We start from the raw sequence: 24,043 nt of genomic DNA, 5'->3' as shown, positions 1-24,043 counted from the left end.
TCTTTCTCCCTGAAGGTTTATCAATGCTATGTTGCCATAGTATTTAGCAAAAAATACTAATATATATGGCAATAATAGCGCATAATCTGGTCAATGTCAAGACATTGCGATTATTACAAGTAAATTTCGCCTCAATATTATTTTTTATTGCCAATTTACTTGACAAATTTATGTTTTGCCAGTAGTCTATTATCAACAATAAAACAATAATTGCCACGATTTATAGTAAGAAAATCCTTCTGCTTTTTTATTCGTTTGTGCTAGCTAAGCGAGTATCAAGTTAAAAAGAGAAAGAAGAAGTATGCAGACAAATCCTAAGAGTGAACAGCTTTATGCTCGTATGACTGGTAAGGAGGAGACTGTGCAAAGTATAGCCATTCAAGTACAAGATATTCGAAAATCATACAAGCAGCTCAGCGTCTTACAAGGCGTGAATCTCAGCGTGGAGCGGGGCAGTATTTTTGCTCTGCTCGGCTCCAACGGTGCGGGCAAGACCACGCTGGTCAAAATCCTTACCACGCTGCTCAAACAGGACAGCGGAACAGCCATGATCAACGGCTTTGATGTGGCCTCACAGCCAGAGCTGGTGCGCCAATCCCTCAGTCTGACCGGGCAATTTGCCGCTGTGGATGAGATATTGACCGGGCGCGAAAACCTGATCCTGATTGCCCGGCTCCGCCATCTCAGCCGGCCGCGCCAGGTAGCCTACGAGTTGCTGGCAAGCTTCGGGCTAACCGAGGCTGCAAACCGCCGCGCGTCGACGTATTCGGGGGGATGCGCCGCCGACTTGACCTGGCCATGAGTCTGGTGGGAACCCCGCCGATCCTCTTCCTTGACGAGCCGACCACCGGGCTGGACCCCGAGGCACGCATCGAGGTGTGGAAAGTGGTGAAGAAATTAGCTTCTGGGGGCATCACCGTCTTCTTGACCACGCAGTACCTCGACGAGGCGGAACAACTGGCTGATCGCATTGCCATCCTCCACGAGGGCAAGATTATTGCCAGCGGCACCCTCGCCGAGCTCAAAAGGCTATTTCCCCCGGCTCAGGTGGAGTATGTAGAAAAACAGCCGAGCCTTGAGGAGATCTTTCTTGCCATCATTGGCAAAAAGGAGGAACTGTAAATGGAAACAATCCAGAGTAACTACTCAGGAACCCGGATACAAAAACACTTTTTCAGCGATCTGAGCGTGATGCTCGGCCGGTCCATGCGCCATATCTTCCGCAGCATGGATACCATCATCACGGTCACCATCATGCCGATTATGTTTATGCTGCTGTTCGTCTATGTATTCGGTGGCGCCATACAAACCGGGACAGCGAACTATGTCAATTACTTATTACCTGGTATCTTACTGATCGCGATTTCAAGCGGAATCTCCTATACGGCTTTCCGCTTGTTTACCGATGTCCAACGGGGAATCATGGAACGCTTTCGCTCCATGCCGATTGCCCCTTCCACTCTCCTGTGGGGACACGTCCTGACCTCACTGGTCTCTAATGCGATTTCTGTGGTGGTCATCATCCTCGTCGCTTTGCTGATGGGCTTCCGCTCGTCGGCCGGCATTCTGTCCTGGCTTGCCGTCGTTGGCATCCTCGCGTTGTTTACGCTGACATTAACCTGGGTGGCGGTGATTCCTGGCCTGACCGCTAAATCGATAGACGGCGCAACCACCTTTTCGTATCCGCTGATCTTCTTGCCTTTTATCAGCTCGGCGTTTGTGCCCACCAAATCGATGCCACTGGTCGTCAGGGTCTTTGCCGAAAACCAGCCAGTCACGGCGATTGTAGACACCATCCGCGCATTGCTGTCTGAACAACCTGTGGGGAATGAGATATGGGTTGCCCTTGCCTGGTGCATCGGCATTCTGCTGCTAGCTTACCTCTTTGCGATGTGGGCCTATAAAAAGCGCACATGAAAAGAGAACGGTATCCGAGAAATAGAAATGCCCTCATCTCTCTGATTGCCCTCCGATTTCTTGCATGCTTTGCCTCTTAAGATGGGTACGCAAGTAGGTCAGGAGGGCTTGCTGAATACGGCCAAAATGATAGGCTTCAGGATGAGAAACGAGACCTACTGGCACATGTATATCAACTCCTTGCAACTCGCGCAAAATTGTTTGCCTGGGAGGTGGGGTCACTGCAACACCTGGAAGCAGCGCGATCCCCACTTCCCCTGAACAGCTTGTTTGATCACCTCTATACTTCCCATCTCGATACCAGAAAAGGGATTGACTCCTTGTGAGAGCAACGCCTTTTCAACTACTGCCCGATACCCACAACCACGATCGGTTAAAAGAATGCGCTGACCTTTCAGGTCTGCTGCCTCAAGCGGCTCTTTGTGAGCGAGAGGATGGTGTTCTGGGAGCAAGATGCTTAATGCCTCAAAAAAGAGTGGCTCAAATGCTAAGCCTGTATGAGATTCGGGTGGAGAACTGATGGCAAAATCAAGATCGCCGGAACTCACTCGCGGATTCACCATCGCAGCATTGCCCACTTCCAGTGTGAGTTGAAGCTTGGGAAACTCGTGAGAAAAGGCAATGAGCAACGGAGCCAAACGCAGGCTCGCCGTTGGTTCAATCGCCCCCAGACGGATATGTCCCGCATCTCCTGCAATAATCTCTTGCATCGCTTGCTGCAAGGCCACTGCCCGCTGCCGCAAGGCATCAGCTTGTTCCCACAATGCCTTCCCTGCCTCGGTCAGCTGCATCTGCTTTCCCTGACGAGCAAACAATTTCACCCCAAGTTCCGCCTCAAGCTGCTGAATATGAATGGTGATAGTTGATTGGGCATACTGAAGCTTTTCGGCTGCTTTGACAAAGCTCCCCTCCCTCACAATCGTCAGAAACGTTTCGAGCTGGCGCAGTTCCATCACATGTTCCTTTCCAGTTCAATAAAATTGAATGATTCGTTCGTTTACTTTATATTGACAAAATATACTCCTTTCTTCTATGCTTGGCAAGAGGAAAACGCTTTTCCCCTCCGCACCTTAAGGCGCAATGCTCCCATCCCGAGAACGATATAGCTCTCTTCCTGGAGCAAAAGGAGAGGAAACGCTGAGGCATGCCGCTCATTCATGTGAGCGAAGCAAGATTCGCTTGAGAGGAAACATCTATGGAGAAATGTGAAAATAAAGTGGGAGTCGTTCCCACAGAGATAAGCAGACTAGCAGTAAGCAGAAGGGGAACTTCTCTGGCTTCCACCTCTTCCCTGTCGCGCCTGGTAGTGGTGGCTCTTGCCATCACTTGCGGAGTCGCTGTTGCCAATGTTTATTACGCGCAGCCGCTCCTCGCTACTATGGCGAGCGACTTCAAGGTTCCTGAGGCATCCATTGGCATAGTAATTACCATTACACAGATATGTTATGCACTCGGGCTTTTGTTCCTCGTGCCGTTAGGAGACCTCTTGAATCGTCGTCGGCTGATTGTCTGCCAATTACTCCTGTCTGCGTTGGCGCTGGTGGGAGTGGTCATCGCACCCACTATTCCTCTGTGGCTGATAGGAATAGGCGTCATGGGTCTGCTCGCTACTGTAACACAAGCAGTTGTCGCCTACGCAGCAGCTTTAGCAGGTCCTGCTCAGCGAGGACAGGTTGTTGGGCTAGTGACAAGTGGTGTGGTCATCGGTATTCTGTTGGCACGCACTGTGGCTGGAGTTCTCACCGATCTTGCTGGATGGCGCTCGGTCTACGCAGTCTCTGCTCTCTTAGCTCTCCTCATGGCGGGCATATTGTTGCGAGCACTCCCATCTGATGAAAGGGCGAAGTCCTCCATCTCTTACCCGCAATTGCTCAGCTCAATAATCGCGCTCTTTTGGCAGGAACCTCTCTTACGTATCCGTGCCATGCTAGCTCTGCTGATTTTTGCTGCATTCAGTACCCTGTGGACTTCATTGACGCTTCCGCTCAGTGGACCGCCATTTTCCTTTTCGCATACAGTGATCGGGTTATTTGGCCTCGTAGGGGTTGCTGGCGCATTGGCAGCCAGACGGGCAGGATCTCTTGCAGATCGCGGTTTGGAGCAATGGACGACTGGTATCGGGCTGACCCTGCTGCTTCTATCCTGGTTGCCAATCAGCTTGATCAACCACTCTCTGTTGGCTTTGATCGTTGGAATTGTCATGCTGGACCTGGCAGTACAAGCGGTACACGTGACCAATCAGAGCATGATCTACCGTGTTCGTCCAGAGGCGCTCAGCCGACTTGTAGCCAGCTACATGATCTTCTATTCTATCGGGAGCGCGACTGGCTCGATTGTCTCGACGATGGTCTATGTGCATGCTGGCTGGATTGGTGTGAGCTTGTTGGGAACCGCCATCAGCGCCGTTGCCCTCCTGGTTTGGGCTTTGACACGTAAGCTTCCGGCGGGACGGAAATGAGTCCAGGAGAGGGGTAAAAATTACTCACAAGCTTGTCCATTCGCCTTTCACACAGTTGAGATGAACAAATGCTGCTACAATTCGGAAAACCTGAAATTTTTGTTTCATCTTGACATCATCTGAAAGACATATTATAGTATAACTTGAATATGCTTAGGAAAGCTAAGTCGCCAACAAGTTGTTGCTGGCTGTAAAAGGTCTCGGTTTGCCGGGTGACGGAATAAATCTAGGCAGATTCTTAGATTCGTTTTCCTCACGCGGTAGATTGAGGCTTTTTTGGTTTTTGGAACCCCGGTTTCGCAAATAGAACAACCCGCAGTCAAGCAAACGTGTGGAGATCTCGTTGGCCGATCTCCACTCTCGCTCAATGGGAGAGCTGAGGCTCAGGAAGAGAAAATGATGAACATCAAGGAAATCGAAACCAAAACGATGTTAGTGCCCTCAAAATTGCCAGATGCACAATATGTCGTCAATCCGTACACCGGCTGCGAGTTTGGTTGTGCGTATTGCTATGCAAGTTTCATGGGGAGATTCGTAAATGAACCTGTGAATAACTGGGGAAACTATGTGTATGTGAAAACGAATGCAGTCTCGGTTTTTGAGAAAGACTTGAAACGCTGGTCTCAGGCCAGACGCCAGTCTTCGATATTTCTAAGTTCTGTCACCGATCCGTATCATGGCATTGAGTCTAAATACCGCCTGACGAGAGGGATTCTAGAAATATTGGCCCGTGAAACGTATCCTGGCCTGGTCAGTATCTTAACAAAATCTCCTCTGGTGCTGCGCGATGTCGATATTCTCCATCAGATACCGCACGTCGAAGTAGGAATGACGATTACCACAACCGATGATAAGCTCGGTCGCTTCCTTGAGGTTCGGGCTCCGCTCATTAGCAGGCGTCTGCATACCCTCAAACAACTTCATGAGGAAGGTTTGCATACTTACGCTTTTATCGGCCCCCTTCTCCCTCACTTTCGTTACCGCCCAGACCTTCTTGAAGACCTGTTCGCCAGGCTGGCCGAAGTGGGAGTACAATCTGTATTCATAGAACATATCAATCTCAAGCCCTATATCAGGGAGAGGCTCCTGCAAAGAATGCAACACGAATCTCCTGAAATCCAGGACGTCTACCGGCAAGCCTCTTCTCTGAAGCATCGAGAGATCCTTGATAGGCTTGTTACGAACCTGGTAGAGAAGTATCAGCTAAGACTAAGATTAAACAGAGTCCTCTATCATAACCAGAACATGCCGTCATGAGCTGAATAACCGGCAATACAGGATTTTTCCTCAACTAGTGTTCAGAGCTGGCTCCTTAACATCCCTTCCTTTTCGTGCTATAGTCTTCACATAGAAACGATACCGTCTCGTATTGTTTGTTAATCCAGAACCACTTGTTTGGTATTGCCCGCAGAGTCGACTCGAACCGCTCCTATTTGGCGCAGGCGCGTCAACGCAGCATCGATGTCCGGTATAACACTGAGTTGGTTTCGTTCATACAAGACGAACCGCAGTCACGGCCACCTTGTAGGATCGTGCTACCGGAAGATCAGAAGTCCTGCGCTCCGATTATATGCTGGCGGCTGATGGCGCTCATAGCCGGATTCGCGAGACGCTCGGCGTGCCAGGAAAAGGACACGAAGCGCTCTCTGAGTACTATCTCTTCATCTACTTTTGAGAAGACTGGAGCCAGCTCATCCACGGCCACGAGGCAGATGTGTTTCTGATCGAGAATCCTGCCGCTCACGGCATCTTCATGATCGCAGAGAAAGATCTGGGAATGTTTACAGTCAGATACCGGCCGACGCAGGGGCAGTCTGTAGAACAGTTTACTCACGAGCGCTGCCAGGACTTGCTGAGAACAGCGATGGGGAAACCAACTATCGCCTTCGATCTCATCGATTTCATGTCCTGGCAACCTATTGAACACGTGGCTGATCAGTTCCAACAGGGACGGGTGCTCCTGGTTGGGGATGCAGCCCATACCATGCCTCCCTACCAGGGACTTGGCGTCAATATGGCACTGCAAGGGGCGCAGAACCTGGCCTGGAAACTGGCAGCGGTTCTCAAGGGACAAGCCTCGCCGCAGCTTCTCTCGACCTATATGACCGAGCGGCATCCCATCGCCTGGGTGGCAGCTGAACAGTCGCCTACGGGGCTGGTGGATCACCCGGAATTGAAACAGTATGCTATTTTTGCCAGAACTGATGCGGAGCGCACCCAGCTTGCCTTACAGAAACAGGCCCCGCTGTTTGCGCCTATTCTGGGCTACAGGTATTGTTCCGAGGCAATTGTTTCAGAAGAGGCAGTCCCTCCCTCGCAGCAGGGGATAGAGCTGCTGGAGCGTCCGGAATTGAACGGGCAGCCCGGCACCCGCGTGCCGCATCTATGGGTCGAAGGTGGACAGAGCATCTCGACGCTGGACCTGCTCGATGGCCCCTTTGTCTTATTCGCGGGCTCTTGTGGAGCCCCATGGTGCGAGGCCGCATCTGCGGTGGCCGAGAAGTTGAATATCAGGCTTTCGGCCTATCGCATCGGGCCAGGTGGTGATCTGCTCGATGCGGAGAACGGTTGGGAGACGAAGATGGGTATATCGGCTGATGGCGCTGTGCTGGTACGTCCTGATGGTTTCGTAGCCTGGCGCAGTAGGAAACTTGCGACCACCCCACACGTTTCACTTGAGCAAGTGCTGACTCGCATCCTTTGCCGCACTGGCGCTCCTCTTGGCAGGGAATCCTAAAAGGGATAAGGCCTCTAGAGACCAGCGCATCCAAACCTAAGGCGTATACTTTTCAAGTTTGGGTGCGCTGGTCTTCCTTGATGCTTTCCTCAGGCTTCTTCTAGCTGGGCTAAAAAGGCATGTGAAGCAACGGTTTTGGGGTGAGCGCTTCCCAGTAACTGCATACGGATCTGGAGAGAGCGTTCGGCCAGGGAGGATGCTTCGCTCTTCTTTCCCTGAAGCTTGTAGAGGCGCGCCAGATCGTACAGGACCTGGGCTATCTCTGGATGATTTTGATCCAGGCACTGTTTACGGATCAGCAGTGCACGTTGGAAGAGGGTTTCGGCCTGCTCGTACTTGCCTTGCTCCTGGTAGAGAAGAGCCAGACCATGGAGGGGATACGCTCCGGCGTGATGCTCAGGGCCAAGCGCTTGCTCAAAGAGATCATAGGCTCGTTGATACAATAGTTCCGCTTGCTCATATTTTCCCCAATCGCGATAGAGACCAGCCAGCGTCTCAAGTGCCACAGCCACGTCAGGATGATTCGCGCCCAGGACCTGTTCAGCCAGACGAACTGCACGCTGGCAGAGCGCTTCGGCCTGCTCGTACTTGCCTTGCTCTCGATAGAGGTAGCCAAGATTGTTGAGCGAGCCTACTATCCGAAAGTGCATTGGTTCTCCTATTTGTTCCCGGATTTGCAACGCTCGTTGATACACCTGTTCGGCCAGATCGTACTTGCCCTGCTCCATATAGACATTCCCCAATCGATTCAGCGACAAGGCCACATCAGGATGCTCTGATCCCCACGCCTGTTCTCGAATCTGTAACGCTCGTTGCTGCAGCGGAAGAGCCAGATCGTACTTGCCTTGCTCATAGTACACCATCGCGAGGCCTTCGAGAGGGAAAGCGACTTCAGGATGCCCTGGTCCCCACGCCTGTTCAAGCAAGTGTTCCGCAGACTGGAACAGGTGCTCTGCCTGTTTATAATCACCAAGAAGTCGATAGAGGTAAGCTAGCTTGCTTTGGAGAGAGCCAACGGCGGGATGCTCCAAACCAACCCCCTGGACCTGGATCTGGAGCGCTTGCTGATACAGTGACTTCGCTCGTTCGTATTGGGATTGTTGGTCCAAATAGTCAGCTGCTTTCAGAAGCAGCTCAGCCAACTGCAGATCCTGGAGGAGAGTTGGAAGAGATGTAGCGCAGGTCATAACATGGGGAAGGAGACGCTCACAAGATTCCCAGATGCCGGTCCCAGTGCCATTGGCGACAGCAGGAAAGGCCGCATTGAGCAGATGAACCACGCTTTGATACCACTTTGCCTGCTCTTGCTCGCTCATTCTTTCTTGTAATATAACCTGGACCAGGCGGTGAAGCGAGATAGTTCGCATCTCGGGCTGCCGTTGTACCAGAGAGAAGTTCCGCAGGACAGCGATCGCCTGGTCGAATTGGTACAGATCTGTGAGAAAGGAGCTTCTGCCGCTTGTGTTCTCTGTTCCATACGGATGAGCCGTATGGTGGAGAAAGAGTTCCTCGGGTATGCCGTCTGCCGCGAGGAAGGCACAGAGACAGAGCAGATCAGCTGCCAGAGGCAGTTTCTGTCTAACCTGTGTGTAGGCCAGAGAGAAGGTTGTGGCGACGGAGCGAGGATGATCTTTCCCTACCATTCCTCTTCGATCCAAAAGGGAGGCACGCTGATGCGTATAACGTTGCAGGTAATCAGAGATGCTGCATCCGGCTTCTTCGATGTATGCACCTGCTTGATCAAGTGCCAGCGGAAGACCACCAAGGAGAGATGAAAGTTTTTGTCCTAAGAACTGGTCGGCAGGAGAAGACTGAACGAGCGTAGCGTCAGGCTCAAGGCGTTTTACACGCCGCAGGAGAAAAAGTGCTCCTTCGGAATCTGTCATTTTGTCAAGTGGAAGGCAGCGAGCAAAGGAACCTGTTGATTGTATGCGTGTGGTCAGCAATACATGACCCTGGCAGTCTGTAGGTAGAACGTGTTGAAGCAGGGTTAAATCTTCGATGTTGTCAATGATCAGGAGCCAACGCGTATGCCTGCTCAACCAATAGCTGAATACTCTAAGAGGATCTTCATCCTTCTGGTGCCCCCGAAGTGAATGTCCCAGGAAATCAAGTAGCCCTGTGCAGCTAGAAATCAGGTCGTCACGCGTATCTGCCTGTACCCAATAGATCCCAGAATATTGAGCGTCAAAACGGTAGGCATATTCTATGGCTATATGTGTTTTGCCAATTCCCCCCAGCCCACTAAGCGCCTGGATATATGAGAGAGTTGTCAATCTCTCCGAGAAAAAAACTGTATGCAAGGATGCGAGCACATCCTGGCGGCCAGTAAAGAAGGGATTGCGCCGATATGGCACATGCCACCTTTTTCCCTCTTTTTCGGGAGATTCTTTCTGCATAGCCTGGGGCTGCGCGATTGGCAAGGCAGGATGGGAAGGAGGCGCTTCAGATGTAGCCACCCCGGGTGAGGCTAAACCCAGCTCCTCGGCACTCAAGGCAAACAGCTCACAGAGTTTCCGTCGAAAATGAGGACTTGGCAGGGCAATGCCTCGTTCCCAGCGCCCTATCGTTTTAGGATCGCCAAGATTCAGCTTCTCTGCCATGTATGAGCGTGACCATTTCCGCTGCTCACGCTCTACTCGTAATCGCAAGTTGGGGGGATATCTCATCAGTACTTATCGCTTTCCCTCTTCAGAAAGTGGCCACTCTTTATATGGAAGAGCAGCCACTTTTTAAATGGATCTATTCTTCGAGCAACATAAGTATCCAGCTCTCTCTTTCCTCAGTTGAGGAAAGCTATTCCGTCGTATCGCGCCAGAAGCTGATTCCAGTCATAGGTTATCTTACAACAAATTATACTGCTAATTACTACTACACAAGAAAGCAGAACTAAATGGCTAGAATCACTCAAACGAGATAAATCAGGGTTTAAGCGATTATGAAACTTTTCCTACTATTAGCTGCCAAGCCCCCTTCTTAGCCCCCTTCTTAGCCCCCTTCTTAGCTCTACCGGAGGTTTCTGCGAGCAGTTTTTTTCGGTACACTTTCCTTCAAGGGTTGTCAAGTTACATTCCCTTCTAGCAAGTGCAACATGCAAAAAAGGAGAAACTGACAATGGAAAAAGAACTTAACGCTTTATCTTTAGAAGAGACGCTCGACGCAGCCAGGAAGGAGTTTCTGGAAGAGGATCTCAGTTCACTGGATTTTGAGATCGAAGAGTTGGAAAGCCGCCTGGCCTTCGTGGTTACCACTGAGGGTGGCGGTTGGTGTGTAGGTGGGTGCCAGTGCGGCTAATGGCTGCTAGCGAGAGGGGCACGCAAAAAAGGAGAAACTGACACAAGAGAACAGGGTAGGAGGATCTCTTCATAGGAGAGTCCTCCTGCGCAGGGATTTCTGGGTTAAGGAGTCTGCCCTTTAGATCAAAGGCGTAACAGGTATGACCGATCAGTGGAAGGAGAATGAAGTATGAGCATTGCTACTGAGAATGAACATACTCTACCACGGCACCCTCAGGTACTCACTGATCTGGTTTATCTTCAAACCTCCCCACAGCGCTACCTGGTAAAGGATACCAAAACTGGTCGCTACTTCCGCTTGAGTGCAGCAGTTGTCTGTATTATGCAGCATCTGGATGGAACGAGGGCTCCCGAAGTAATTAGCGCAGAGCTAGGCCTGAACGTGACCTCCATCCTGTATATTGTCAATCAGCTTGAACAGCTTCTCCTGCTTGAGACAGGTACAGATGAGCCAGAGCAAAGAAAGAAAAAGCTCAAACGCCAACGGCACTGGCTTATGCGCATTTCGCTCCAGCGTAAAGATCTGATTACTACCGATCTGTGGATGGATCGCGTCTACCAGGCACTCCGCCTCAAATATGTCTTCTCGCCCTGGTTTGGCGTCGCTTTGCTTGTTCTCTATACAGGGGCTCTTCTTATGTATCTTCACTACCAGGAGCCCATACAGAAGACACTTGAGACGATTACACAATGGAATGGTAACTTACCTGCTTATGTAGCTATAAGCCTCGCATTAGATTTTGTGATCTGCCTCTTTCATGAGCTGGCACATGGTTTTGCCTGCAAGCATTTCGGAGGCAAGGTTCAGGCTTTAGGCGTTGGTCTCTATTTCTTCCGCCCGGTCAGCTATTGTGATGTCACTGATGCCTGGACGTTTTCAAAGCGTTCCCAACGCCTGGTTACTCATGGTGCAGGCATGGCAATGAATTTTTTTCTGACCTCTTTAGCTCTTCTTCTTCTCCCTCTCGGGGCTCGTATCCATTGGCTATGGATCGGCATTGTCCTTATTTTGCTGATCGCCTGCATACGGGCTATTATCAATTTTAATCCGCTTATCAGGCTCGATGGCTATTATTTACTGGCAGATCTCCTGAATATCGAGAACTTAAGGCAAAAAGCGTTTAATTTCCTCTTTTCAACTGTGAGACAGGGGCTCTATAAACTCAGGCTTACCCAGATACCACCAGCTCAGCAGATGTTTAGAGGCAGCTTTCAAGAAAAGCTGATTTTTCTCCTTTATGGAATATTCTCGCTCAGCTACATAATGATCTGGTGTACCACTCTGGCGATTTCCTATATGCATTTGTTAGTCCGGTATCTTGGTCCCTGGAGTTCGTATCTCATATTCCTTGGGATCGCAGTCGTGATCATATACCCACTCTGGATGCGATGGGAGATGAATAGTCAGAAACATCGTGCGTTTCATAAATACCAGCTTGAACATGATAGAAAATAGGAGAAGGTTGGCTCATGCGGAATCTTACAACTATCCGGCCTAAATTGAGGCAAAATATGGCCTTTCAACTCAAAGATAGGGGGTTGCTCTTCACTGGAGATGGAAAATATTTCCTCCTGAAAGGGAGTAGCGCTACTCGCTGGTTCGCCGCTTTTGGCGCTTATTTGGATGGCACACACACGCTTGAGGAACTCTGCCGAGGTATGAATCCAACTGTCTCCGCTATGATTGTGAAATGCACGCATGAGCTCATCCAACAAGGCATTCTCAAGAATGCCCCTCCCGAAGATCCCGCGCCGCTTGCAAAAGAGATCTATCAGTATTTTCGCTCACAAGTAGAATTCATTGATCATTATGCTGATACCCCCCAGCAACGTTTCAAGGCCTTCCGTGAGAGCCACATCCTGCTGGTTGGTTCTGGTGAGGCACTTATCGCCCTTGGCCATTCACTGCTCAACAATGGTTTACGGGATCTCTTGCTTGCTCCTACGGATACTATGCATGGGTATGCTGAGAGACTTACTTCCGCAGTGGATAACCTCCGGCAACATGGTATGGAGGCCTCTCTCTCCCTCCTCGATGCTTCATCAAATAGCTTCGATGCTCATCTGGACACCTGCGATATCGTGGTCTACTGTTCAGATAATGGTTATCTCGCTGAGATATTTGAACTCAATCAGAGATGCCTTGCGCGCCACATCAAGTTTCTTCCTGCATATACTTTCAACGAACAAGCATTTATTGGCCCGTTTGTGAACCCGGCAATAACGGGCCCTTGCTGGTTCTGCGGGCAGATACGACTTGCTGCCAACAGTGATGCGGATGACGCTCGTATGCTCTGGCAAACCCTTGCCTTAAAAGATGCGTTCCATTTTAAAGAGTCTGCTGTATCCTATCCTGTGACAAGTATGCTGGGGAATGGCCTCGGTTTTGAGCTTTTCAAAGCCCTTACAGATATCATTCCTGCTGAAGATAAAAACACTGTGGTAGTACGAAATATTGAAACGCTCACATCAAAGCGTGAATTACTCGTAAAACATCCTTTATGCCCTGTTTGCTCCTCTATCAAACCTGATGCATACATACAAAAGCTTCTTGATTTTGTTGCAGGAGCACATGATCATCCAACAACCAGCAAAGACCTTCTTGAAAGCAGTGCTCGCTTGATGGATTCTTCCTTTGGTCTGTTCGGGGCTTTTCAAGACGATGGCATTGAGCAAATTCCTCTGCGCTGTACAAAACTGTCGATGTCCACCTCGATCTTTGCCCAAGAAACCCATCAAGAAATCACGACGTACAGCCTTGAAAACGTACAGGAGGCGCGTTACGCAGCTCTGCTGGAAGCGGTTTGTCACTATTCGATGGCTCTACCAGACGCGCGAAGTATGCTTCTCATGACCAGAGAGGAATTGCACGAGAGCGGCAAACAAACTATTGCTCCAGAAGCCCTTTTTTCTTGGTCCGGCATTCATATGAACGCACAAGAAAAGCCTCTCAGGTGGCTTCCTGCATTTTCTCTCTTCTCAAAGAGCATTTGTTATGTGCCTGCGTCAGCCGCTTATCCGTATTCAGAACTGAATAGCCAAGGAAGCTTTGAGAAGACATTAGCCGGCTTCGCTGTAGGCTCAACGTTTAGAGATGTGCAGATCAATGGGATACTCTCTGCTCTCACCTCTCTGCATGTAGGAGAACTTCTGCGTATGCAAAGTGCAGTCATTGAACTGACGCAGAAGGAGCTGCCACCACCTGATCCTGATCTGACCTTCCTCTTGAAGACAATTCGGCGGTTCCCACAAACATTTACGCTCCTGGAAGTGGTGCATAGCTCCCCGGTACATATCATCATTGTCTATACTAAAGAAGACCCTGAAAAGGTCCTGGTGACGCTGGGGTATGGGCTTTCAGGGGGAGCAGCGCTTAAAATGGCTTTACATGGCATGGTCGCAAGGCTACAAGCACAACAAACCGATGAAAAAGCTGTTCTGTTGTGGACCGATACGTTTCTTTTGCCTGAGCCAGCCCTCTGCTCTACCTTTATGCGGGATCACACGGCATCAAGCCGCTTGAAAGAGCCAACAGCAACGCTCGAAGAGCTTGAGAGCTATCTGCGAGCTCACGTCTCTGATGTGCTCTTTGCCAATCTTACCCCCTCGGATATTAGAGAGGAAATGCAACTCATCAGTGGCACAATACTCCTCACACGCTCCGCTACAGCTTCATTTTGAAAGAAAGGCCTTCGACGCTATGCAGACGAAAACGAATACGCCCACAGTGAGTATAGAAATTTTCAGCCCTTCTTCCTCGGATGAGACCCTCTCTCTTCTGAAGCAGTACTTGACGAAGCATCTTTTCCTCTTGGCAGAATCGCTCCCCCCTGCTGTCTCCCTCGTAGTGGACCTGGGAGTGCTTGATGGAAAGAGGTCCCCGGATGAGAGAGCACAGTGGTATCGCAAGTACCAACAGGAGAACATCTTCATCTATCCTCTGTGCATGGATCGTTCAAAGGTCATCTTTGGGCCTCTCTATCATCCACTTTCGGGAGGTCCATGTCCTCTTTGTTTGGAACAGGCGTGGATCACAGCGCGCAAAAGCGAGTTACTTGAATGGGACGATGTACAACAAAGGCTTGTTTTTGGGCGCTACTCAGCCCTGACTCCCTTCGCGCTTGAGGCTGTCCTGGCAATGCTGCTGGCTGTTTGCCCTGCTGATGTGCTTAAACGCGCACAACCTCAGGTCTCTCAACTCGATCTTGAGACGCTTTCTGCGGAAACATATGGGTTTATTCCTGGTGCAAGCTGTCCTCTCTGTTCTGTTTCCAAATTGGACACCCGGGAAACTGCAATGCTTTGCCTTAGCTCTCGCCCCAAAAAGGCACTCTCAGAGTATCACCTGAAAGCTGTTTCGGAGTACTCTTTCCCTGAAACAGCCCTGGTGAACCCTATCAGCGGGCTGCTTGGCACTGAATCTTATAGCAATTATACCCATACCATCGATACATGCATCTACGGTCGAACGGTTGCCGATGATCTCAGGGGGGCACGGCACATCACCTTTGCCAATCATGGTACCAGCTATCAGCTCCGTACAGCCTTTCTAGAAGGTCTCGAACGTCTTGCATGGGCTAGACCGACATGTCAAAAAACTACAGTGTTTGATAGCTATCAGAATGTCCAGGCCGAGGCCGTACATCCAGCAGAGATGGGGTTGTACCAGCCAGAAATATATCACAATAGTAGTATTTACACTCCTTTTAAAGAAGATCTTATCATTCCGTGGGTATGGGGATATTCCTTTCGCAAGGCAGGACCAATTCTTGTACCTAAGAGCCTTGCTTACGTGTATAGAGATAATTTTCCTTTTGTCGTCAGCGACACTTCAAGTGGATGCGCAACTGGGGGAGCGCCTGAAGAAGCAATCTTATTCGGCCTAATGGAGTTAATCGAGCGAGACGGTTTTCTGTTAAGTTGGTATACAAAAACAGCACCGCGCCGCGTCGATCTTGAACACTGCAATGATCGTGCTTTACAGCATATGCTTGATAGATATGATAGAATCGGTTACGACATTCATATACTTGACACACGTTTCGACATGCAGTTTCCATCGGTTGCAGCAATTGCCGTGTTGCGCGATACGCATCTGACGCGACCTGAAGATGATCCTGAACGAATAAGGCCAATGTTCGGCGTGGGAGGGGGAGCAAGCTTCAGCCCCGAAAAAGCCATTCTTTCAGCACTCGCCGAAGTTGGTTTCTGGGTCCATAATACACGCGTCGATCATCATATGCATGAAATTCTTGCTATGATCCAGGATTATGGGAAGGTGCGAATGGTCTCAGATCATGCACTACTCTACAGTGTGCCAGAAACTGCGTCAAAAGCAGCTTTTCTCTATCAAAATCCGACCCTCTGTCCTTTTGATGAGTGTTATGCAGAGTGGCTGACGAATCGACCACAGAGCCTTGATCTACGAGATGACTTGCTCTATTGTGTGAAGCTGATCCTTGACAAGGGCATGGATGTTATTGCTGTAGATTTGACCAGCCCTGAGCAGGAGCATATGGGGCTCAAAACATTTAAAGTGATTGTTCCCGGGCTATTGCCAATCGAATTTAGCGGCAAGAGGGTACGTGTTCATGATCTTCCTCGCTTGAAGACCGCTCCACGAGCCGCTGGCTACCTGAGCAAAGATTTTGATCTTGCCAATTTCAATTCCGATCCACACCCATTTGCTTAAAATATGTGAAAGCGGAAAGAATTTCCTATGAATGAACAGGCAGCTATCTGCCAGAAATACATTGAGGCAATCTTCGCAAGATCTCAAACTCCTCTGGACACAGGAGCAACAGAGATTGCCTTGCAGGATCAGCTACCCCGCTTCAAACGTTACCAGCAGGCAACGCGTCTGACTCTTCCCGGCAAAATGCTTGATCCTGCTGTTCCTATGGCCGACGTTTGGACATCTCTTACAACCTACAGGGCCATAACTTTTGATGAGTTTACTGCGATGCTCCTGCTTACCTATGGGCTCTTAAACATGCGAACTGATCTTACCTGGGAAGAGGGAAGAGAAGGCCTTTTTTCCTCCCAAACTATCAAGTACGGAAGAGGAACAGCTTCTGGTGGCGGATTATACCCTGCAGAAATCTACTGGGTTTGTGGAGCGCGCGGCCCTTTGCATCCAGGCCTCTACCATTATGATCCTGCGCATCACGCTTTAGTACGAGTAATGAGTGGAAACATGACTCGTGGTATTCAGGCAGCTGTATTTCATCATCCAGCTGCCCTGGCAACAGATCAATTCTTACTTCTGACATTGAGGCTATGGAAAAACACCTTCAAATATAAAAGCTTTGGCTATCATTTAGCTACGCAGGATCTAGGAGTTTTGCTTGGTTCCTTCCATTTCATGAGCTCCTACTTCCAAACGAATATCCAACCTCTTCTCTGGTTTCAGGATGAAGCGGTCAATCGTCTCTTGGGGATAGACACGCTGGTAGAAAGCGTTTTTGCCGTGCTTCCTCTCACGCTGGCATCTTCCTTCTCGCCAGAAAGGTCTACTCACTGGGGCATGGCGCCAGAGAGCGATGCAGAACAAGACAAGCCGCTCCTGATACGACAAAGACTTCAATCTTCTCAACACGTTACCAGATTCCCGATCATTGAGGAGGTACACAGGGCTACACTTGTAAACAATGCTCCCCGGCCAGATCCCATCAATGATGGTATCTGCGAAGAGATAGGGCAAGCTGACCCAGTTATTCCATTGCCTCCTCCACCTTTCATACATCTACAGGGAAGTATCAGAGATGCTTTTCGAGGCCGCCGGTCTAGCTTTGGGCGTTTTTCCAGGCAGAAACCACTTTCTCGCCTTGATCTAGCTGCGCTCCTTTTTTTGGGGGCAACAACAGGCTGTGCGAGAACAGATCTGAAACATGCAGATGGGAATCCTCACTTTACGCGCCTTGCTGTTTTTGTGAATAACGTGGAAAACATACAGCCTGGTGCCTATATCTATGATAGTACACGACATGGTTTATGCCCTATCCGCCAGGGTAATTTTGCCCCCTTTCTCCAAGAGCACTATATGCTTTCGAACTATAATTTAGCAGAAACCGCAGTCCTCATTACTGTGCTTGGGAATCCCAAGCGCATGTTGGAGGCATACGGCGGGCGCGGCTATCGTGCGCTAAATATAGAGGCAGGTATGATTGCCCAGACCATCTACCTTGTGGCCGCAAGTCTTTCTCTCGGCTGTGGCGCGGCGCTCGGTTTCGACAACCTTGCCATGAACGAAGCTTTGGGCTTAGCGGGAACAGATTTGAGATCTTTGCTCTTCATCATGGCTGGTCCCGAGCGTCAGAACAACGCTCGCTTCAACGCTTTATTTCCCGTGTGAAGTCATGTCATCCTGCAACGACTAGCAAGAAAATGGTGCCAGAGCAGCAGAAAGCAAAAAAAATGGAACGCTTCAACAATAAACAGCCTCCCCAAGAAGAACAGGTACCTCTCTATAGACCCATGGACTTTTTTATGCTACGCGCCCCTACTCTCTCCCTTTGTACGTATCAGCGCCTCACTTCTCAGGAGCTTGCCGGGGCTGATACGAATCACGGAGAATTGGGCAAGAACCTGGAAGCTGCACGCCAGCAGACATACAATGAGATCAGCCATTTGCTCACACAATCAAGAATCGAGCAGGCATTACTGGTTGCCAGCCCTTCTCTCTTTGAGAGCCTGGCACATCTCCAAAGCGCTGCGCCTTCTTCTCGCCGTGTACAGCGGACCTACGCAAGTGTTTTGCGTTACCTTGTGCGCATGAGCACGCGACCTACTCCCTTCGGGTTGTTTGCCGGAGTAGCTATGGGGCGTTTTGCCGACGAAAGCACGGCACAATTGGCAAACCCTCAGTTGGAACGCACCTTCACCAGGCCGGATATGAAATGGCTGATCGAGTTTGTTGAGCAAATAGAACAGACTCAGGAGTATATGCAGCAGCTTCGTGTGGTAGTCAATCAGGCTGTGCACATCGTTGGGTCACGAGCTATTCTTTCTTTTGCCAAAGGGAATGAAAAAGAGCAACTTCACTCGATTGCGTTACAGATGAATCCAGCCGTAAGCTATATTTTGGAACACGCTACTCACCTCATCCCTTATCAACAACTCTGCAGAGAGCTGTCTTTGGCATTCCCTCAATTGAATGAGGAGCAAATGCAGCGTATCCTGCGCCAGCTTCTCGCACATTCATTCCTCATTACGGACCTAAAGCCACCACTGACACATCCCTATCCTGCGCGCTATGTTCTGGAACGTCTTTCCTCTCTATCAGGGGCGAGACCTTTGCGGGAAGCGCTTGAAGCAGTTTTGGCCAGTATGGCAGAGCTAGACCGTGCTGTTCTTGGGGAAGCAAGTTTGCAATTTCAGCAGTTGGTAGCACAACAAAAACAACTCCCCAAAGGCATTGCACCGATATATCAACTCGATACAGCGCTCAACGTAAAAGAGCCTTATCTCAACAAAGCTATTGGGGCGGCGGCAGCTCAGGCGGCTGAGACTCTGTTACGTCTGGCAAATAGCGCATACCCGATCTCCCCGCTTCAGCAATATCGCACACTCTTTCTAGAGCGCTATGGAGTGGGTACTGAAATACCTGTACTGGATCTGCTCAATGAGGAAACTGGCCCTGGCATTCCTTCTTCCTATCATGAGGAGCAGGGCAAATACTGCTGGCAGGGGCTCTCCCCATCGCAGGCAAAGAAGAGGAATGCTATCCTCACAGCATGGCTGGCAAGCGCCATCAACGAGGGCGCGCTTGAGGTGGAACTGAACGAGCACATCCTTTCGCAACTTGCTCCGTCAGAATCGACGCTTCATCCTTATGAGGTTTTAGATATTTACTGCACAGTGCAGGCTTGTTCACGAGAGGCTATAGATAACGGGGACTGGCGTCTGCTGATAAACAACATATACCAGGGAGGAAGAACCTTTGGTCGCTTCCTTCATCTGTTTAATGAGAAAAGTATGGCTTGTCTGAGGAAATATAACCAGCAAGAAGAACAACTCTCCCCTGATGCCATCTTCGCCGAACTCAACTATATTTTTCCTGTAGGGCACGATATGAATATGTTTGTGCGCCCTCTTTTGCGTTCCTACGAGATTGCAGTCAATACTATGCCTTTTCTTGAGCAAGAACATGTCATTCATTTAAGTGATCTGGTTGTTGGTATTTCTGACTGTCGCTTTTATCTTCGTTCGCTGCGCCTTGGCAAGAAAGTAATTATCTGTCAGGGTCATGCACATAATGTTCTGCGCGCTCCTCCCCTTTGTCGTTTTCTTCTAGACGTATCACAAGATGGCCGTCCGCCGCTCCTTGGCTTTGAGTGGGGGGCATTACGTATGTCGCCCTTCTTACCACGCGTTGTACAAAAGAAGGTTGTGCTTAGCCCTGCGCAGTGGCGGCTATATAGCTCAGATGTCGCGGAGAACGACGCCGAAGATGAGGAGACTCAGTGGTTTTGTCGCATCCAGCAATGGCGTAAAAAATGGCGCGTTCCTCGTTATGTATATCTGGTTGACGTTGATCAGCGCTTGCTTCTGGATCTTGAACACCCCTGCTTCTTAGCAGAACTCCACCGAGCGCTCAAGCAAGCCAGGAGTGATGAAGGGGTCTGCCTCCAGGAGATGCTTCCGGCTTTTGAGCACTTCTGGTTGCGTGACACAAAAAATGAGCCCTACGCTTCAGAGTTGATAGTTCCGCTCATACTCCAGAGGAAAGGCCAAATTTCGGCGGAAATGATGAACTTCAAGGAGATGAGAGGACAGTATCGCTATCCACCGCGAGCCCTCAATGCGCGCGAGCTCCATATATTACCTGGCCAGGAATGGACCTATCTTAAATTGTATTCGGGCTCGAAACGCCAGAATGAAATCATCGCAGGTCCCCTGCGAGAGATAGTTCACAAATTAGGGGCGCAGGGACTCATCAGTGACTGGTTTTTTATTCGCTACACTGATCCTCAGCCACATCTGCGCCTACGCTTCCACGCAACCAACGCTCAGACATGTGATCAACTTCTGATTACAACCCTTGCCTGGGGACGGAACTTGGTAGAACACGGTCTTATCCACCACCTGAACATTGAGGGGTATGACCGTGAGACGGCTCGCTATGGTGGCCCCGAAGCCATCGATACGATAGAGCGCTTATTTTCTGCCAATAGCCAGGTAGTGAGCGATATCATCGCTGGACGATACTCGCAACATATCACACTGGACCCATTTGTCGTAGCAGTGTTTAGTCTTGATCAGTTTTTGGCATCCTGGGGCTTCAGCGCTTTAGAGCGACTCAACTTTACCCAGGCGTATACTACTCAGTATGAGTACCGTGAGATCTTTCGGCCCCTCAGGAAAAGTTTGCTTAGCCTCCTGCTTCAGGAGGAAATTCATCAAGATATTGATGTAAAAAGACAAAAGGCTCTCTTACAAGCTATTATCGGTGGACAAGCGCCTGTGGTTCGACAGGCTGCACAACGAATACGCACCTTGGTCGAGAGCGATCGATTGTGGGGATCAGAATCTTCTATACTGATGAGTCTTGTTCATATGCACCTCAATCGTCTCCTGGGCGCAGAACCAGAGCAGGAAAGGAAAGTCTATGCCTGCTGGCGACATGCTCTAGAAAGTGCCCAACACTATCTCCAAGCGAGAGGTATCTGAAATGCGCAAGTATCGCGGGCTCCTTGGGATGAGTACGCTCTACTTCATCATTATTATACTTTCGCCCTTTTCTATTTTATAATTTGACAATACCATTTCTTGCCAGGTATACTCCCAAAAGAAGCTTTGATATTATAAGAGTTTCTGCATGAGAAGATAAGAGATATCTTAAAGGAACATGCTGGACATTGCCTCAGCGAGAACGTACGCCACGCTTCCCCTGAGAGTGTTCCTGATCCAGAGGAATCAATGATAGTGGTCTGTTTGAGCTGAGCTTCAGAGACGAACGTTACCTCCCTTCTGAAGGCACAGGGGCAATTTCGAGCTGGAGACTTTCCCTTCCCAGGACGACGAAGCGCTTCGATTTTGCCAGTCTGTCCGACGTCATTATTCAACTCAATTATACCGCGCTCGACGGCGGACAAACTTTCACGGAAAGCGTGCAACGCTTATCGGCATTACAAAGCTCCACAGGCGCCTATTATCTCAATTTCAGGCAGGTTTTTTCAGGGGCCTGGTTCACATTTCTTTCCGACCATACAGATGCGCAAAGTCGGCAATTAGAGCAGAGGCAGATGCCACGCGTTCTCAGTAAAGTAGAGAAAGCCGAGAAAGAATATGAAACGACCAGAAGAGTGTGCATCACTCCAGGATATCCGCGACGCCATTGATCTCCTTGATCAACAGATGGTGGCGCTCTTAGCCCAACGTGCCATATATGTAAAAGCTGCTTCTCACTACAAGACAAGCCCGATGAGTGTCAAAGCTCCCGAACGATTAGCGCTTATGATCGAAAGCCGGAGATTATGGGCAAGAGAGCAGCAATTGGACGCCGATTTTATCGAGCAATTGTTTGCACATATTACAAACTATTTCATCTCTCAAGAGATGGGCTTTTGGCGCGAACGTGAAGAGAGGGAGGAATAAGCTTGAGACCAGATGGTTCTCCCAGCGGGAAGAAGACTGGTCCTTCAAAATTACCTTTCGCGTGGGGGGAAACCCAGGGTTGCAACACACGCTGATTGCAATCTTCGACTTGAGGCAAGGGAACGCCGCTTCCGGCGTGCCATCAATGTCGAAGACGATCCAGCAGGCTTCTTGTCAGTAAAGCACACGGTAGCCATTCTGAAAATGGTGCTCTCGCAGCAGACCCATGATGCACAAGATGACTGTTCCCCTCTCTTCTCCCGGAACCAGGATCGCTCCCTCACGAGCATCCTGGCCCACTGCCAACCATATTCGCTCAATGCTGCTTCAAAGAAGCGCGGCACGTGTTATAACCTTTTTAGGCAGACCCGGCATCTCTCTTCTGCTTGCTTTTCCTGGAGAGACGTATTTTTTCAGCTTGCGTCGCGCGGCCAAACCATATTTCTTCATCATCCGCTTGATCCGATTTTTCCCCATCGAGAGCAAGTCCGCGAGCTTGCGATGCCCCAGAGTATCATCGGCTTCGTGCCAGGTTTCAAGAACAATGGCGACCTGCTTGTCTTTTTTTGCCTGCTTCCCACGCAGATAGAGGGTACTGCGTGCTATATCCAGTGCACGTGCGACCTGGCTTTTCGCGTAGGGACCGTTGGGCTGACACGGTTGATGCGCCAGTTCCACCTTCTGTGCCGTGGTTAATTGCCTAGCTGTCCCAAGGCTGTTTTTAGGGTTTCATTTTTCCACAAATTCATGGACTCTCGGGGCAGGGGAAAGACACGCTCAAGATGGACCGCAAGCTGTTTTTAGGCAGCATTTGTACAGGCAGCTGGCTTCAACTTTTTATCTCTGTCTGCACTGGTGCCCCTGTCGTTTGCCCAGCATATAATCTGGTGGGGAGAATACGTCGCTCGGGCCCGCCCCTCAGTGTACCAGTAATCCGTTGTAGCAGAAGCTTCCCCGCCTCTCGACCTATGGCATAATAATCTTCAGTGATTGCCGTCAGCGATTTACCGGGCGTCGAGAGTTGTGAAAAGCCTCCCATACTGGCAATCGAGATATCTTCCGGTACGCGTTTACCAGCTAGTGGCAACATTCGCATCGCGCATAAAGCTATATAGTCGTTTACACAAATAACAGCGGTAAAAGGGATATTGCGCGCAAGCAGCTCCTGTACACCTGCCTCATCTCCATTGGTACTTCCCGAACAAATTACCAGCAAGTCGTCATCAGCAGGTAGATTGCGCATGCACAATTCGTCGCGCCAGCCTTGAATACGTAATGGATTAGTTGTATTGGAGAGCCTACCACTGAGTATAGCGATGCGGCGATGCCCCAGCTCGCCGGCCAAATAGCTTACAAGTTGGCGTGTCGCCCTATACACATCAGTGCCACAGAAATCTGCTTCAAGTCCCTCTACTTCACGATAGAGCGTTACTAGCGGAAAGCCGCTTTTTTGCAATGCTTGTAGATGGGCAACACCTTCTAGCGATAGGTTGACGGGATTCAGACAGAGGCCATCAATGCTATACTGGCGCAGCATATTAATATGGCGCTGCTCTCGTTCCACATTCTCGTGCGAATTCGCAACGATCAGGCTATAACCTGCATCTTCGATGGCAGCTTCGACCCCTACTGCTATTTGTCCATATGGCGGATAAGAAATGTCACTTACAACCAGCCCTAAAATATAGGAGTGCTTACTCCTCAAACTTGCGGCAAGGCGGTTGTGCTGGTACCCTAATTGGGTCATCACCTCGCGCACACGTTTGCGCGTCTCTTCGGCCACTTCTGTACTCCCGCGTAATACCAGCGAGACAGTTGAGCGGCTAACTCCCGCTGCTCTCGCCACATCTTCAATTGTGACCCGCATGGCTTTTCTTCCCTCTTACAGTTTGCTTGCTCTAAGTGCTCTTCTAAGCTTTTCTAAGCAAGAGAAGCTTGACACTTTTTCATCTCTATATTAACATTAATATCAATCACTTGGAACGTTCTAGTAGAACGTTCTAGAAAGTATTTTACCTTGTCTTAGCAAGTCCGTGC

Annotated in this window: 17 protein-coding genes and 2 pseudogenes; 14 read left to right on the top strand and 5 right to left on the bottom strand. The window is 49.8% G+C overall.

The features are described from left to right. Window positions 1-340: 340 nt before the first annotated feature. Both EPA93_RS51280 and EPA93_RS45660 read left to right on the top strand, forming a co-directional pair. Window positions 341-1,122 (top strand): annotated as a pseudogene (locus tag EPA93_RS51280) (ABC transporter ATP-binding protein). Then, window positions 1,123-1,917, top strand: a complete 795-nt coding sequence (locus tag EPA93_RS45660) for an ABC transporter permease (RefSeq protein ID WP_129893936.1) — start codon at window positions 1,123-1,125, stop codon at window positions 1,915-1,917. A gap of 33 nt (window positions 1,918-1,950) precedes the next feature. On the opposite strand, the gene EPA93_RS50675 is transcribed toward EPA93_RS45660, so the two are convergent. Continuing rightward, the gene (locus EPA93_RS50675) at window positions 1,951-2,082 is read right to left on the bottom strand and encodes a hypothetical protein (RefSeq protein ID WP_277988708.1); all 132 of its coding nucleotides are present in this window, start codon (window positions 2,080-2,082) and stop codon (window positions 1,951-1,953) included. Between the two features lie 53 nt (window positions 2,083-2,135). Next, complete coding sequence (locus tag EPA93_RS45655; protein WP_129893935.1) at window positions 2,136-2,870, bottom strand: LysR family transcriptional regulator; 735 nt, start codon at window positions 2,868-2,870, stop codon at window positions 2,136-2,138. A gap of 242 nt (window positions 2,871-3,112) precedes the next feature. Between EPA93_RS45655 and EPA93_RS45650 the strand changes: the two genes are divergently transcribed. The 4 genes and pseudogenes from EPA93_RS45650 to EPA93_RS50760 all read left to right on the top strand — a co-directional run bounded on the left by EPA93_RS45650 (window position 3,113) and on the right by EPA93_RS50760 (window position 7,112). Continuing rightward, window positions 3,113-4,375 carry an MFS transporter gene (locus EPA93_RS45650; protein WP_129893934.1) on the top strand — a complete coding sequence of 421 codons (1,263 nt, stop codon included), beginning with the start codon at window positions 3,113-3,115 and terminating at the stop codon, window positions 4,373-4,375. 396 nt (window positions 4,376-4,771) lie between these two features. Beyond that, on the top strand, window positions 4,772-5,632 hold the full coding sequence (locus tag EPA93_RS45645) for an SPL family radical SAM protein (RefSeq protein WP_207229372.1): 861 nt from the start codon (window positions 4,772-4,774) through the stop codon (window positions 5,630-5,632). A gap of 313 nt (window positions 5,633-5,945) precedes the next feature. Continuing rightward, window positions 5,946-6,458 (top strand): annotated as a pseudogene (locus EPA93_RS50765) (FAD-dependent monooxygenase); the annotation flags it as partial. 18 nt (window positions 6,459-6,476) lie between these two features. Continuing rightward, window positions 6,477-7,112, top strand: a complete 636-nt coding sequence (locus EPA93_RS50760) for an aromatic-ring hydroxylase C-terminal domain-containing protein (RefSeq protein ID WP_340689253.1) — start codon at window positions 6,477-6,479, stop codon at window positions 7,110-7,112. 89 nt (window positions 7,113-7,201) lie between these two features. Here EPA93_RS50760 and fxsT read toward each other — a convergent pair whose 3' ends face one another. After that, entirely contained in the window at window positions 7,202-9,781 is a 2,580-nt protein-coding gene (gene fxsT / locus EPA93_RS45630) for an FxSxx-COOH system tetratricopeptide repeat protein (protein WP_129893931.1), read from the bottom strand. A gap of 445 nt (window positions 9,782-10,226) precedes the next feature. Here fxsT and EPA93_RS45625 point away from each other — a divergent pair, with 445 nt between their 5' ends. From EPA93_RS45625 to EPA93_RS45595, 8 genes are all read left to right on the top strand, one after another. Continuing rightward, window positions 10,227-10,406 carry a hypothetical protein gene (locus EPA93_RS45625; RefSeq protein ID WP_129893930.1) on the top strand — a complete coding sequence of 60 codons (180 nt, stop codon included), beginning with the start codon at window positions 10,227-10,229 and terminating at the stop codon, window positions 10,404-10,406. Window positions 10,407-10,577: 171 nt separating this feature from the next. Further along, the gene (locus EPA93_RS45620) at window positions 10,578-11,864 is read left to right on the top strand and encodes a zinc metalloprotease (protein WP_129893929.1); all 1,287 of its coding nucleotides are present in this window, start codon (window positions 10,578-10,580) and stop codon (window positions 11,862-11,864) included. Window positions 11,865-11,878: 14 nt separating this feature from the next. Further along, window positions 11,879-14,089 carry a TOMM precursor leader peptide-binding protein gene (locus EPA93_RS45615; RefSeq protein WP_129893928.1) on the top strand — a complete coding sequence of 737 codons (2,211 nt, stop codon included), beginning with the start codon at window positions 11,879-11,881 and terminating at the stop codon, window positions 14,087-14,089. 19 nt (window positions 14,090-14,108) lie between these two features. After that, the gene (locus EPA93_RS45610; protein WP_165423831.1) at window positions 14,109-16,100 is read left to right on the top strand and encodes a TOMM precursor leader peptide-binding protein; all 1,992 of its coding nucleotides are present in this window, start codon (window positions 14,109-14,111) and stop codon (window positions 16,098-16,100) included. 27 nt (window positions 16,101-16,127) lie between these two features. Further along, on the top strand, window positions 16,128-17,762 hold the full coding sequence (locus tag EPA93_RS45605; RefSeq protein ID WP_129893926.1) for a SagB/ThcOx family dehydrogenase: 1,635 nt from the start codon (window positions 16,128-16,130) through the stop codon (window positions 17,760-17,762). Window positions 17,763-17,824: 62 nt separating this feature from the next. Continuing rightward, window positions 17,825-21,079, top strand: a complete 3,255-nt coding sequence (locus tag EPA93_RS45600) for a lantibiotic dehydratase (protein ID WP_165423830.1) — start codon at window positions 17,825-17,827, stop codon at window positions 21,077-21,079. Window positions 21,080-21,324: 245 nt separating this feature from the next. Then, window positions 21,325-21,750, top strand: a complete 426-nt coding sequence (locus EPA93_RS51275; RefSeq protein ID WP_165423928.1) for a Tc toxin subunit A-related protein — start codon at window positions 21,325-21,327, stop codon at window positions 21,748-21,750. Continuing rightward, window positions 21,698-22,006 carry a chorismate mutase gene (locus EPA93_RS45595; RefSeq protein WP_129893924.1) on the top strand — a complete coding sequence of 103 codons (309 nt, stop codon included), beginning with the start codon at window positions 21,698-21,700 and terminating at the stop codon, window positions 22,004-22,006. Before EPA93_RS51275 ends, EPA93_RS45595 begins: the two co-directional genes overlap by 53 nt. 327 nt (window positions 22,007-22,333) lie before the next feature. On the opposite strand, the gene EPA93_RS45590 is transcribed toward EPA93_RS45595, so the two are convergent. Both EPA93_RS45590 and EPA93_RS45585 read right to left on the bottom strand, forming a co-directional pair. Continuing rightward, window positions 22,334-22,684, bottom strand: a complete 351-nt coding sequence (locus tag EPA93_RS45590; protein ID WP_129893923.1) for a transposase — start codon at window positions 22,682-22,684, stop codon at window positions 22,334-22,336. 151 nt (window positions 22,685-22,835) lie between these two features. Continuing rightward, window positions 22,836-23,873, bottom strand: a complete 1,038-nt coding sequence (locus tag EPA93_RS45585) for a LacI family DNA-binding transcriptional regulator (protein ID WP_129893922.1) — start codon at window positions 23,871-23,873, stop codon at window positions 22,836-22,838. Window positions 23,874-24,043: the final 170 nt, after the last annotated feature.

This window comes from Ktedonosporobacter rubrisoli, assembly GCF_004208415.1.
Taxonomy (GTDB): Bacteria; Chloroflexota; Ktedonobacteria; order Ktedonobacterales; family Ktedonobacteraceae; genus Ktedonosporobacter; species Ktedonosporobacter rubrisoli.
The sequence above is the reverse complement of the archived record's forward strand: the minus strand, read 5'-3'. Positions and strand labels throughout refer to the sequence as shown.